This window comes from Alkalibaculum sporogenes (genome assembly GCF_009362815.1).
Lineage (GTDB): Bacteria > Bacillota > Clostridia > Eubacteriales > Alkalibacteraceae > Alkalibaculum_A > Alkalibaculum_A sporogenes.
Map to the genome: position 1 here is coordinate 1 of NZ_WHNX01000049.1, position 13,399 is coordinate 13,399.

The window sequence follows — 13,399 nt, forward strand, 5'->3', positions numbered from 1 at the left end:
GGTAGATGACGCAAATCTAATCATCCAAGACGGCTACGCCCAGTTCACCATCACCCACTGCTCAGACTATGTACTAACTGACACCATAGTAGCAGGAGTAAGCACAGAAGAAATCACAACAGAACCCCCAACTCCAACGGACAAAGTAGAACAAACACAAAGTAACATGCCTATGATCCTAATAATAGGAGGAGTCCTACTAGCCTTAGGGGTACTAGTATTCGTGTTATACAACAAAAAGAAACAACAAAGTTAATTCATGAAAAAAATTACTTAATTACTTAACTAAAAACGGCGTCTTATAGGCGCTGTTTTTAGTTTGCCCAAGCACTAGGGAAAGTACCCTAAATGCTTGGTCCATAACTACTACGTATTATTAAAAATTAGCCTTAATACTATTATTCATGCAGAATTTATTTGACAAATTAAGTCGAATGTGAGAAAATTATAACAAATAAAAGCCATGAAGGCTTATGTCTGGTATAAACTAGATTAATTCTTCATGGCTTTTTTTCTTTTGCCAATAAAGAAAAATGCTTTAAATTTTTACTGATATGTATATAAATTTTGCTATAAGGGGAGTAAGTAAATGAATGATATGCTTGAAAAAGTTGAAAAATACTGGGATGGTAGAGTAGATGGCTACTCAGAAGTGAATGTTGCAGAATTAAATAGTTATAAGATGGATATTTGGAAAGATTTAATTAACAGTTACAAACCCAATGTGAATGGTAGAAAGCTTAAAGTTTTAGATATTGGAACTGGTCCAGGATTTTTTGCCATTACTATGGCGTCTTGCGGTTACGATGTAGCTGCCGTTGATTACACTGATGCAATGTTACACCAGGCAAAGAAAAACGCTGGAATATATAAAAATTGTATTACATTCAAGCAAATGGACGCCCATTGTCTAGACTTCGAAGACGATACTTTTGATTTAATTATTACTAGAAATTTAACATGGAATCTGGAAAAACCTGAGTTAGCCTATAAGGATTGGCATAGAGTACTAAAGACTGGAGGTAGAATGTTAAACTTTGATGCCAACTGGTATTTGCATCTATTTGATGACCAAAAACGATGTGAATATGAACAAGATCGAATTCAGGCAAAAGAACATGGATTAAATGATCATTATCTTTGCACGGATACTACAGTTATGGAAGAAATTGCAAAAAACTTACCATTAAGTCGTACTATGCGACCTCAATGGGACGCTGCGATACTTTTAAATATTGGATTTAAAAAAGTTACCGTAGAACAGGATATTGGAAATCGTGTTTGGGACAAAGAAGAACAAGTAAACTATGCTTCCACACCTATGTTTATGATATCTGCAGAAAAATAGATAATATTTTATTAAAATAGTTGACAGTTAAGAAAATAATAACTTAAAGAAAAAAAGGAGAACAATGAACATGAAGAAAATTATGATATCTGTTTTAGCGGTGGCGATGTTGTTTAGTGTCTTAGTTGGTTGTACTAGCCAAGGAAACAATGAAGAATCAACTAAAGATCAAATCAATTACGCTAGCACGAAAGATATTAGAGATATTAATCCACATTTATACAGTGGAGAAATGGCAGCTCAGAATATGGTATTTGAGGGTTTGACTAAAAATGAAGGTGGCGAAGTAAAGCCTGCACTAGCGGAAAGCTGGAAAATTTCAGATGACGGTTTAGAGTATACCTTTCATTTACGTGAGGATGTTCAATTTACTGACGGCGAACCTTTTAATGCAGAGGCGGTTAAGCTAAACATGGACGCCATCATTGACAATAGTGAACGTCATGCTTGGCTTGATATGATCAATGAAATTGAAGAAAACGTAGTGGTAGATACATATACATTCAAGCTAGTTCTCAAGCATCCTTATTATCCTACATTAGTTGAGCTTGGACTAACTAGGCCCTTCCGGTTTATTTCACCAAAATGTTTCGTAGACGGAGCTACCAAGGATACTGTTAGTGGTTATGTAGGTACAGGTCCATGGATCCTTTCAGAACATAAAGAAAATCAATATGCTACCTTTACTCGTAATGAGGATTATTGGGGAGATAAAGCTAAAGTATCTTCAGTAAATTGGAAAGTTATGCCTGATCCACAGACGATTTTATTGGCTATGCAAAACGGCGAAATCGATTTATTGTTTGGCGCAGACGGAGACCAAATTGATTTGGAATCTTATAAAAAACTAGAAGAGGAAGAATTTTACAAGACTTATCTCAGCGATCCAATTGCCTCTAGAGCAATTTTACTAAATAGTAATGCACCGGTGACTAAGGATGTCAAGGTTCGTGAAGCCATACAGTATGCTGTCAATAAAGACAATATTATTACAGGTATATTAAACAATTCTGAAGACAAAGCAGAAACGTTAATGGCAAAAAATGTACCTTACTGTGATATTGAGTTAAAGACTTTTTCTCATAACAAAGATAAAGCAAATAAAACTTTAGATGAAGCAGGTTGGGTTCTTGGATCAGATGGGATTCGTGAAAAAGATGGGTTAAAATGTGAAATTACCTTTTCTTATAATTCCCAAAACGCTCAAGAGGGTACAATCGCTCAGTCTATACAGGCAGACTTAGCAGATATAGGGATAAAGATGAATATCCTTGGTGAAGAAAAACAGGCCTTTTTAGACAGACAAAAGTCTGGCGATTTTGATTTGCAATATTCATTGTCTTGGGGAACACCTTATGATCCTCAATCCTATATATCTTCATGGAGAATCCCAGCCCACGGAGATTATCAAGCTCAAGTTGGACTTGAAAAAAAAGCGTGGTTAGATGAAACCATTACTAAAATCATGATTGAAGCAGACTATACTAAGCGCTCCGAAATGTATGAAGAGGTTTTAACCTATATCAACGACCAGTGTGTTTATGTACCAATTTCATACTCTAAAACAAAAGCAGTTAGCATTATGGGATTAAAGGGCGTTACTTTCAATGACTCTCAATATGAGATTTCCTTTGAAAAAATGCATTTTTGAAAGATTGACTCATAAAACATATAATGACACAAGAATGGAGCGAGCCAATGAAAAGTTATATAATAAAAAGGCTTCTCTGGATGATCCCGATACTTGTCGGGATCTCCTTCTTTGCCTTTCTATTAATTAATTTAAGCCCTAGTGATCCGGCAGAGGTGGCTCTCAGAGTCAATGAGGTGACACCTACAGAAGAAAATATCGCTCAGGTACGAGAACAACTTGGGTTAGACAAGCCGTTTATGACTCGTTATTTTAGCTGGGTGGGCAGTGCCCTTCAAGGAGAATTTGGGAATTCTTACGTAAACAATAAGCCTGTTGCTCAAGAATTTGCTAGGGCGATTCCTGCAACTCTTTATCTAGCAGCTGTGACATTGGTTATTCTCGTAGTAGTTTCTGTGACAGTTGGTGTGTTCTGTGCCCTTTACGAGGGAAGCTTAGGAGAAAAAATCATCCGAGCCGTTCTATTTATTACAACAGCGATCCCGGCCTTTTGGGCAGGGATATTACTTATGTGGATTTTTGCCGTAAAACTTAATATTTTTCCCACTACAGGAATGACTAGCCCCAGTTCAGTAGTGTTGCCAGCTATTACCCTGTCTTTGGGATATATCCCCACCTATGTGAGACTAATTAGAAACAATATGATTCAAAATCAACACAAAAACTATGTTTTATACGCAAAGGTAAGAGGCTTAAAGCAAAGTACGATTACAAAACATGTATTTAAAAATTCCATTCAAACTTCCCTGACTGCTATGGGCATGTCCATACCCAAGTTAATAGCTGGGACAGTAGTTATCGAAAACATCTTTGCTTGGCCAGGAGTAGGGCGATTATGTGTATCAGCAATATTTAATCGTGACTTTCCAATAATACAAGCGTATATTTTGATCATGGCGTTACTATGTGTAGTATGCAATCTATTGGTGGATATTTTTGTGGCTGCTATTGATCCACAAATGGGAAAGGAGACGTAGCATGGTAGGTTTTTGGAAAAGATTTAAGGCCGACAAAATAGCTTTGATTGTTTCTGGATTTTTAGGTATAGTGGTCATATCCGCTTTACTTGCCCCTTTTATATCTCCTTATGATCCCACAGTACTAGATATTGGGAACAAATTTGCTGAACCATCTACAGCACATTGGTTTGGCACAGATCAGTTAGGTAGAGATACCTTTTCTAGAATTCTCTGGGGTGGTCGAGTAACTGTATTATTATCTATTGTGACTATGATGTGTACCATTGGCATAGGGATAATACTTGGATTCACTGCTGGATACTTTAGAGGATGGATAGACGAAATCGTTATGCGTATTTGCGATATTATGTTGTCATTTCCTAGCGAGGTATTGATTTTAACTATGGTGGGAATTTTGGGAACGGGGATTGTAAATATTGTCATAGCTACAGTCATTGCCAAATGGCCATGGTATGTACGAATGATACGCTCAATAGTCATTCAATTTATGGAAAAAAACTATATTCGATTTGCTAAAGTATCTGGTTGTAGTATAGGTCACATTGTCAGAAAACATGTATTGCCAGGTGCCATTGGAGAAATAGGTGTACTAGCCACATTGGATACGGGTTCTATTATTCTAAACATCTCTGCCTTATCCTTTCTAGGTTTGGGTGTACAAGCTCCCACGGCAGAATGGGGAATGATGCTCAACGAGGCAAAGAGTATTATGATTACCAATCCTCAGAATATGCTTCCTCCAGGTATTGCTATATTTTTGGTAGTTGCAGCCTTTAATTTTCTAGGGGATAGTATACAAGAGGCACTAAATCCACAGTTAGATAAAAGTTATAAGATAAAACGTCAGTCCATTTTTAAACGCAAAAAGGAGATGGCATAATGAGCAATATACTAGAGGTAGATAATTTAACTGTCACAGATATGCGAGATCAAGATGAGATTGTACATCATATTAGCTTTGAATTAAAAAAGAATAGTTGTCTTGGTATCGTAGGGGAAAGTGGTAGTGGAAAATCAATCACTGCTAAGGCAATTCTAGGATTGACCAATCCTTGGCTTAAAAGTGAAGGGACTGTGAAATACTTCGGGAAAAATCATTGCACAGACATGCTAAAATTAGACACTAACTCTTTGAGGGTCATACGAGGACAACATATTTGCATGATACTACAAGACTCCATGTCGGCCTTTGATCCTCTAGAGCCTATTGAAAAACAAATGGGGGAAACCTTCATGGAAAATCTGAAAGTATCAAAAATTCAAGCGAGAAATATGGCAGTGGAGTACTTAAAACTCATGAATATAAACGATGCAGATCAAGTAATGAAGAAGTATCCCCATCAACTCTCCGGTGGTATGCTTCAACGCTGCATGATCGCCACGGCCTTAGCGATGAAGCCAGACATTATCATAGCAGATGAACCCACGACGGCTTTAGACTCCATTAACCAAAGAGAGGTAGTAGGAGAATTTCAGCGATTAAGAGAGTTAACAGGGACAGCCTTGATTTTTATATCACACGATCTGGGAGTTGTTCAGCATTTGTCAGATCAGTTGTTGGTGATGAAAGATGGAGAGGGAGTGGAATACGGGGATGCAAAGACTATTTTTTCCAATCCACAACACGAATACACAAGACATCTTATCGCTACAAGACTAAAAATGTCACAATCATTTCGAAAAGCTATGAAATCAGGTATAGGCCGATGAAAAATCTAGTAGAAGTAAAAAATATTCATAAAAGTTACTTAAAAGTAGGAATGAATTTTTCTGGCACAAGAATACAAGTATTAAATGGAGTAACTTTTGATATAGAAGAAGGGCTCTGTGTTGGTCTCATTGGTGAAAGTGGTAGCGGGAAGAGTGCACTGTCTCGACTTATTCTAGGTCTAGATAAACCAGATAAGGGGCAGGGCACCATCCATATACAGGGTCAACCAGTAAGACAATGGATTAAAAAAAATCCTGGAAAAATCAGCGTGGTTTTTCAAGATTTCGCCTCATCGGTAAATCCTATGTATACCATTCGAGAAGCAATTTCAGAGCCACTGAGAGCTTCAGGTCAAAGAGGGAATATAGATGCAAAAATTGATGAGCTTTTACAAAAAGTAGGGCTATTCTTAGACGCTAAAGATCGTTATATCCATGAGCTTAGCGGGGGTCAAATCCAGCGTATCTGTATTGCCCGAGCGATTTCAACAAACCCGAAGTTCTTAGTTTTAGATGAAGCCATTAGCTCATTAGACGTTTCCGTACAGACCCAGATACTAGATTTATTGCAACAACTCCAAGTGGAAATGAAGATGACCTATCTCTTCATAGCCCATGATTTACAGGCAGTCAGCCATCTATGCAATAAGATTCTGTTTCTGTATAAAGGAGAAATAGTAGAAGAACTCCATAGTGGCCAATTAGCCAACGTACAAAACCATTACGCAAAGAAGTTACTTGGATCAGTTATTCCATTTGAAATATAAAAAAGCCTGGGAAAGGTTTTCTGGTGCCGTGATTAATATTAGACGTGATATAATTTTTATAAAAGACATGGAGAATAAGAACAGTAAAAGTCACCTCCTGTTACTCATTCATGATATAATTTGTAGTATCTATATTACTCTGTAAGGGAATGGTATAAATGAAAAAATTATATATTCCACTAATTTTGTTGTTGCTTTTATCATTATCAGGATGTAAAGGAGATCCTGGAATGATAGGTTATGTTATTCAACGTGAAAATGATAGAATACTTGTAGTAGATACTATTGCACAGGATTTTAGCGAAACAGGTGGTCTTGATGAGTTTTATAATGCTATTTGGTTTGCTAATGCGCCTGAGGACGTCAATATAGGTGATAAGGTAAAGGTGTGGTTTGATATTGTTGCCGAATCTTATCCTGGACAATCAACAGTAAAATATATTGAGGTAGTCAATTTTGAAAAGCCTTCAGGAGCTAATCTGTCTGAAACTGAAGCTCTCCATAAGGTTTTGACATCTGATGAAAATAATATCAATCAATTGGTGGCTGTTTCTTCTATAGAATACAATAGAGACACAGGAAAATGGAAGATTATATTAAAAGATATTTGGAACGATAGAGGCGAACTGCTTGAGTTTCAAGTGGATGATCAATAAAAAATACCAAATATTTCATATATTTATTGAAAATGGTACAGGCAAATCTACAATATTAGAAGCAATTGCAGTGAAATACGGATTCAACCCAGAAGGGGGGAGCATATGTCTAGATCATATGTATTAGTAAATGTTATAAAGTAAGCAATAGGGAAGTTTTGAAAAAATATTTATAATATAACTAACACTTTTACCTGAATTGATATATAATAATAGTAATATTTGTTATTAGGGGAATCTGGTGAAAATCCAGAGCGATACGGTCACTGTGATTGAACATTTGTTCATTAGTCAGGATACCTTCAAATGTAGCACGCTACCTTCCAGTACAAGGGATTGCTAGTAATATGTATTTAAAGCGAGTCTTGATATTGGAGTAGAGACTTTTTTTGGTTGTATTTTTCAATGTTAAACTACCTTTGTGGATATTTTATACATTAAACAAAGGAGGCAGATATATTGGGAAAAAGTATTCAAATAACGGTTAATTTACAGGAAAAGAAGCTAATAGATTTAATTAGAAAAACCAAGTATGGTGAATTAAAGATATTAGTTCAAGACTCATTACCTATACGGGTTGAAGAAATGAAAAAATCAATTAAATTATGAGCCATAGTTGCTGACCGGACAACCGGAGGCACTACTAAAACATACCATATTAGATGGTATGTTTGGTGGTGCCTTTTTTGTTTTGAAATGCTGATTCCACAGATGTAGTTAAAAAACATTGGGAGGTTGATAAAAAAAATGCAGGAGAAAGTTTACAAAATATAAGGAGGTTATTATGAAAAAATTATTTAGTTTACTATTGTTAATATTTTTTGTATTTGCTATTGGAGGCTGTAATAGTGGGGAAGAAGTCAAAAGTAGTGATATACAAGTATCTTCGGTTGATAATGTTGAAAGTGTAGAGTTAACAAGTATTAATACAGAATTGCTACCAAATAATAATGGTGACTTGGATGAACTAGATGCCACAACTACTACTGAAAAAGAAACAGTTTCAAATAAAACAAAAACTGATTCTAATAAAATAAAAACATCAAGCGATGCCACAAGTGATGTTAAAAGTAATGAAAGCAAGAGTAGCATTTCATCTAATTCATCGGGTAGTAAAAACACCTCTAATGAGTCTAGTTCAAATGTAAGCAAAAGTTCTTCTAAGACTGATCCTTCGGGAAGTAAAAGTTCAGGCAGTGCTATAGTGCCTAGTGGATCAACTAATGAAAAAAGTAGCAACACAGAAAAAAAAGTGGATTCAAATAGTATAACTGTTACAATATCTATTGATACAAAAACAGCATTTAAAAAAGGATATGTAAATAACGAATGGATTGTTGGCAAAACAAAAGTTGAATTAGAAAAAGGAAGTTCAGCATGGGATGCATTAAATAAGATTACGAAAAGTAAAGGGGTTCCTGTTGTGAAAAGAGGCAGTGGCGATAGTTTGTATGTATCTCATATCAATTCATTAGGGGAGTTTGATTTCGAACAAGGTAGTGGATGGATGTACAATGTAAATGGAACATACCCTAATTATGGATGTGACAATAGCAGATCCGTATTAAAAGATGGGGATGTAATTCAATGGCGTTTCACCTTAAATATTGGCAAAGATTTAGGAGCGTCAATAAACTAATATGAAAAATATATTTTCAATTTATCATCCACTAGTAATCTTTACATACATAGTGTCAGCGTTGGCATTTGCCATGCTGACATTTAATCCTGTTTATGTGATTTTATCTTTTTATATAGGAAGTTTATACTCCATATATTTATTGGGAATAAAAAAGTATATTTCAACACTTAAATTCGGTGTGGTTCTGTTTATAGTAGTAGCAATTGCAAATCCTATGTTTAACCATCAAGGGTTAACAGTACTATTTTACAATCCTTGGGATAATCCTATTACATTGGAAGCTTTTGCCTATGGATTATCCTCCGGTGGTATGCTAGTTTCTATTTTTATATGGTTTAATTGTTACAATGGGTTAATTAACAACGATAAATTTATGTATTTGTTTGGCAGAATATTACCTACTATAGCATTGATGCTATCAATGATTATGAAATGGGTACCTGTAACTAAAAATAGAATAAGTATCATTAATAATAGTCAAAAATCCTTAGGCTTAGGTGTAAATATGGGAACTAAGAAACAAAAGATAAATAGATGTATACGCGTTACATCTATATTGATGAGCTGGTCTTTAGAAGATAGCATTGAAACAGCAGATTCTATGAAAGCAAGAGGTTATGGATGTACAAAACGCACTTCATACTCTGTTTATAAATGGGGGACTCATGATATTATAAGCATGTTTATTATCTCTTTATTAGTAATTGTAAATGGAGTGCTAATATTAGGTGGTTATTCAACATATGAATACTATCCTACCTTTTCTGGCAATTTATTTGGTGTTGCCAACTTGTTTGCTTATGGTTTATACATAATATTACTGGCATATCCACTATTGTTAGAAGGGAAGGAGGAAATTGTATGGAAATTATTGAAATACAGAACATGAGTTTTACATATCCGAATACAGAATCAAAAGCTCTAATAGAGATTAATTTAAGTATTAGAGAATCCGAATTTTTAGTGATTTGTGGCCAATCTGGCTGTGGAAAGACCACATTATTACGAAATTTAAAAAAAGAAATAGCTCCTCACGGTCAACAAATAGGTAATATTCTTTATAAGGGCGTACCTATAAAAAAAATAGATGAAAAAGTATCCGCTACAGAAATTGGTTTTGTTCTGCAAGATCCTGAAAATCAAATTGTGACTGATACTGTATGGCATGAATTAGCTTTTGGACTTGAAAACATAGGAGTTCCTACACCTACTATTCGTAGAAGGATAGCTGAAACAGCACACTTTTTTGGTATTAATGAATGGTTTGAAAAATCAGTATTTGAATTATCAGGTGGACAAAAGCAGTTGCTTAATTTAGCTTCAATTATGGCTATGCAACCTGAAGTTATTATATTTGACGAACCAACTGCTCAGTTAGATCCTGTAGCGGCCAAGGATTTTCTGACGGTACTTCGTAGAATAAATTTAGAACTTGGTACTACAGTTATAATTTCTGAACATAGACTAGAAGAATTATTTCCTATTTCTGATAGAGTGTTATATATGAAAGATGGGCAAATTGATTTTAGTGGAGATTCTAAAGCTTTTTCTGCCTATATTACAGCTATTGACTTTCATACTTTTCGAAAAGCATTACCAAGTGCAGTACAAATATCATGCGGTTTGAAAGATAAAGAAAGGTACCCCATATCTGTAAGAGAAGGACGATTGTGGTTGCAAGAATATGTTCAAAAAAATGATTGCATCTGCCAATCAACTAATGGGGGCAGTAAGTTATTAAGAGATAAAGAAAAACCTGTGCTTCGTGCAAAGGATCTTTGGTACAAGTATGATCAGGATCCTTATGTACTTAAAGGATTGACTTTAGATATTTACCCTGGAGAAATTCACGCTATATTAGGTAGCAATGGTAGTGGTAAAACTACTGCATTAAATGTTTTGGCTGGAATTTTATCTCCAATTAAAGGAACGGTAAAGTTAAAAGATAAAAATATATCTAAAATAAAAGATGAAGTACTGTACAAGAATAATATTGCAGTTTTGAATCAAAATCCAAAAACTATGTTTGTCTACGATACTGTATATGAAGATTTACAAGAATCTATTAAACTTTTGCAATTAGATAAAGAGCATGAAAGGATAATGGAGATAAGTGACGCCTTAGGTATTACACATTTATTAAAAAATCATCCTTACGATTTGAGCGGCGGCGAGCAACAAAAGGCAGCTATAGCGAAGTTGTTACTGTTAAATCCTGAAGTTTTGTTGTTAGATGAACCGACAAAGGGAATAGACGTATACGCAAAAGAGGAATTAGCTAAAATACTTATAGATCGAGCAAGTGAAGGTAGAGGGGTAGTTATGGTTACCCATGATGTAGAGTTTGTTGCAATGTATTGTGATATTTGTTCTATGGTTTTTAATGGAGATATAATTTGCACTGAATTAGCTAAAGATTTTTTTGTTGGAAACAATTTTTACACAACATCAGCCAATAGAATCAGTAGGGGTATTATAGATAATGTTGTTACATGTAAGGATGTGATTTCAAAATGTCTGTAAAGAGTCGTAGATTATTGATAATAGCTGAACCAGTGGTGATGCTACTTACTCCGATACTTTTAGTTTTCACAACTATTTACGATATTGAACAAACAGCATTGCTAAGTAGTTTGATAATTATTTTTGCCATGGTTCCTTTTTTTGCTAGATTTGAACTTAGTAAACCAAAACCAAGAGATATTGTTCCATTAGTGGTGCTTAGCGTTATTGCAGCTTTAGGTAGAGTAGCATTTGCTCCAATACCGCATTTTAAGCCAGTTTCTGCTATTGTAATAGTTTCAGGACTTTCATTTGGACCTCAAGCAGGTTTTATGACAGGGGCATTGTCTGCATTAGCATCTAATATGTTTTTTGGTCAAGGACCTTGGACTCCATGGCAAATGTTTACTTGGGGATTAGTAGGTTATTTAGCAGGACTTTTAAAAAAAACTTTTTTATTTAAAAAACCTATCTTTATATACATATATGGTTTTTTAAGTGGTTTTATGTTTGGATGGATTATGAATATATGGTATATCATTGGATTTATTAAGCCTATTACATCGACTACAGTGGTTGGAGCATATATAGCAAGTTTTTACTTTGATGTAACTCATGCAGTAGCTACTGTAGTGTTTCTTATACCTATATTAATTCCATGGCAGAAGAAGTTGAACCGTATTAAATTGAAATTTGGATTGATGGAATAAGTATAGTTATTAGTTAAGATATTTTACTTTTATAATAAAATATATATAGACTATAACAAAGAAGTTATTTACCATTAGTTGGAAATAACTTCTTTAAGTTTCTAATAGTTTATATCAGCTTGGTGAAGTTAAATAATTGTCATATTTGCTTGAACTATATTGTTTGCTAGAAAGACATCTTCTCCAGTATTGTTAACTAAAGATAAAGTAGAAGGTACTGTTGTAATTGAGATTAGTGCATCTCCACTTAGCTGTAATGATGTGTTTGGAGGAACTGAAGCTGCTGAAATACTCGGTCCACCTGCGACTTCTACAGTGAAAATAACTTCTATTGAAGCGCCAGCACCGTCAACAGCTATCCACCAATTTATAAGATAATTGCCAGGTTCATTTATAGTAAAGTTACCTGTTGCGTTATCATAAACAATATTTGGTGAAGGATTGTTTATAGTTGTATCAAAAATTACATTAGCTCCATCTGCTATTATTGTAGCAGGAGCACCTGTTAGTTGTGTTTGAATACCTGATAGTGCTAATGCAGGGCCAGGAGGGCCAGCGGGACCAACAGGACCAACAGGACCCGCAGCGCCCGGAGGACCTGCAGGCCCAGGGATAGGAACTGGAATATATTTAGGACAACTGTGGCATTTGGAGTTGAATTTATTTCTATTATCATAGCAGTCTTTACTATTATCATAACATTTCTTGCTGTTATCATAACAGTTTGTACTATCGCTATAACTGTATCTATTCAATAAGATACCTCCTATTATATTTTGATTACAATATAATTTATGAAGTATATGATAAAGGTGTGACATATTTGTCCATCGGATCTTCATATAAACTTTTAATTGCAATGTAAATATTAATATGATAATATGAGTACAAATTAAATACTTGAAATTTAGGTTCTTTAGATTAAATTGGGAAAGAGGTGAAAGACCTCTACAGCCCCCGCTACTGTTAATGAGGACGAAACCATATATTATTACCCACTGCATCGCGTACGATGTGGGAAGGGATATGGAAGTAGGATGATTCAAAGTCAGGAGACCAGCCTAAATTGAGTAAGAGTAAAGCTTCGGAGGGAAGTGGGTTACCTTAAATGGATAACTATGTATATAAAGCGACCCTCAAAAGGTCGTTTTTTTTCGTGATAATAACGAGCCAAGCGAAAACTTGTTTTCGCTTATAATTCTGAAGCGAAGCCAGACAAATGGCTTGCCAATTTGTCTGTCATAGCAGAAGAATAAATGAAAACAAAGTTTTCATTTGGCGAGTGTCCGCGACCCAGGAATCGACTTGTCGATTACGGGTGAGGATTACTTGAACTGAAGCGAAGCCAGACAAATGGCTTGCCAATTTGTCTGTCATAGCAGAAGAATAAATGAAAACAAAGTTTTCATTTGGCGAGTGTCCGCGACCCAGGA

Annotated in this window: 15 protein-coding genes and 2 riboswitches; of the genes, 14 read left to right on the forward strand and 1 reads right to left on the reverse strand. The window is 35.1% G+C overall.

The genetic code is table 11. From position 1 onward, the window contains the following. The 14 genes from GC105_RS15745 to GC105_RS15810 all read left to right on the forward strand — a co-directional run. Positions 1–256, forward strand: a 256-nt coding sequence (locus GC105_RS15745) for an LPXTG cell wall anchor domain-containing protein (protein ID WP_152806731.1), incomplete at its 5' end; no start/stop codon positions are given. A 333-nt stretch (positions 257–589) separates the two neighbouring features. Beyond that, positions 590–1,348 carry a class I SAM-dependent methyltransferase gene (locus tag GC105_RS15750; protein ID WP_152806733.1) on the forward strand — a complete coding sequence of 253 codons (759 nt, stop codon included), beginning with the start codon at positions 590–592 and terminating at the stop codon, positions 1,346–1,348. A 70-nt stretch (positions 1,349–1,418) separates the two neighbouring features. Next, a complete protein-coding gene (gene nikA, locus GC105_RS15755; protein ID WP_246169875.1) occupies positions 1,419–2,999 on the forward strand; it encodes a nickel ABC transporter substrate-binding protein in 1,581 nt (526 codons plus the stop codon). 47 nt (positions 3,000–3,046) lie between these two features. Then, positions 3,047–3,976 carry a nickel/cobalt ABC transporter permease gene (gene opp1B, locus GC105_RS15760; RefSeq protein ID WP_152806738.1) on the forward strand — a complete coding sequence of 310 codons (930 nt, stop codon included), beginning with the start codon at positions 3,047–3,049 and terminating at the stop codon, positions 3,974–3,976. 1 nt (position 3,977) lies between these two features. Further along, positions 3,978–4,859: a nickel/cobalt ABC transporter permease gene (opp1C, locus tag GC105_RS15765; protein ID WP_152806740.1), complete on the forward strand. Its 882-nt coding sequence runs from the start codon at positions 3,978–3,980 to the stop codon at positions 4,857–4,859. Next, positions 4,859–5,689, forward strand: coding sequence for an ABC transporter ATP-binding protein (locus GC105_RS15770; RefSeq protein ID WP_152806741.1), 831 nt, complete (start codon positions 4,859–4,861; stop codon positions 5,687–5,689). Before opp1C ends, GC105_RS15770 begins: the two co-directional genes overlap by 1 nt. Further along, positions 5,686–6,456 carry an ABC transporter ATP-binding protein gene (locus GC105_RS15775; RefSeq protein ID WP_152806743.1) on the forward strand — a complete coding sequence of 257 codons (771 nt, stop codon included), beginning with the start codon at positions 5,686–5,688 and terminating at the stop codon, positions 6,454–6,456. The genes GC105_RS15770 and GC105_RS15775 overlap by 4 nt, the downstream gene beginning before the upstream one ends. Before the next feature lie 158 nt (positions 6,457–6,614). Beyond that, positions 6,615–7,112 (forward strand): YobA family protein, encoded by a 498-nt coding sequence (locus GC105_RS15780; protein WP_152806745.1) that lies wholly within the window; start codon positions 6,615–6,617, stop codon positions 7,110–7,112. Next, entirely contained in the window at positions 7,102–7,239 is a 138-nt protein-coding gene (locus GC105_RS17750; RefSeq protein WP_425481541.1) for a hypothetical protein, read from the forward strand. The genes GC105_RS15780 and GC105_RS17750 overlap by 11 nt, the downstream gene beginning before the upstream one ends. 55 nt (positions 7,240–7,294) lie before the next feature. Further along, positions 7,295–7,434, forward strand: a riboswitch (cobalamin riboswitch). A gap of 137 nt (positions 7,435–7,571) precedes the next feature. After that, the gene (locus GC105_RS15790; RefSeq protein WP_152806747.1) at positions 7,572–7,721 is read left to right on the forward strand and encodes a DUF2292 domain-containing protein; all 150 of its coding nucleotides are present in this window, start codon (positions 7,572–7,574) and stop codon (positions 7,719–7,721) included. Positions 7,722–7,896: 175 nt separating this feature from the next. Further along, complete coding sequence (locus tag GC105_RS15795; RefSeq protein ID WP_152806749.1) at positions 7,897–8,751, forward strand: DUF4430 domain-containing protein; 855 nt, start codon at positions 7,897–7,899, stop codon at positions 8,749–8,751. Position 8,752: 1 nt separating this feature from the next. Next, the gene (locus GC105_RS15800) at positions 8,753–9,643 is read left to right on the forward strand and encodes an energy-coupling factor transporter transmembrane component T (protein WP_152806767.1); all 891 of its coding nucleotides are present in this window, start codon (positions 8,753–8,755) and stop codon (positions 9,641–9,643) included. Beyond that, entirely contained in the window at positions 9,616–11,277 is a 1,662-nt protein-coding gene (locus GC105_RS15805; RefSeq protein WP_152806769.1) for an ABC transporter ATP-binding protein, read from the forward strand. Before GC105_RS15800 ends, GC105_RS15805 begins: the two co-directional genes overlap by 28 nt. After that, on the forward strand, positions 11,268–11,966 hold the full coding sequence (locus GC105_RS15810) for an ECF transporter S component (protein ID WP_152806771.1): 699 nt from the start codon (positions 11,268–11,270) through the stop codon (positions 11,964–11,966). The genes GC105_RS15805 and GC105_RS15810 overlap by 10 nt, the downstream gene beginning before the upstream one ends. Positions 11,967–12,094: 128 nt before the next feature. Here the strand turns inward: GC105_RS15810 and GC105_RS15815 are convergent, their stop codons facing one another. Then, positions 12,095–12,721, reverse strand: a complete 627-nt coding sequence (locus GC105_RS15815; protein ID WP_152806773.1) for a complement C1q domain-containing protein — start codon at positions 12,719–12,721, stop codon at positions 12,095–12,097. Positions 12,722–12,858: 137 nt separating this feature from the next. Beyond that, positions 12,859–13,045, forward strand: a riboswitch (cobalamin riboswitch). The last annotated feature ends 354 nt before the right edge of the window (positions 13,046–13,399 follow it).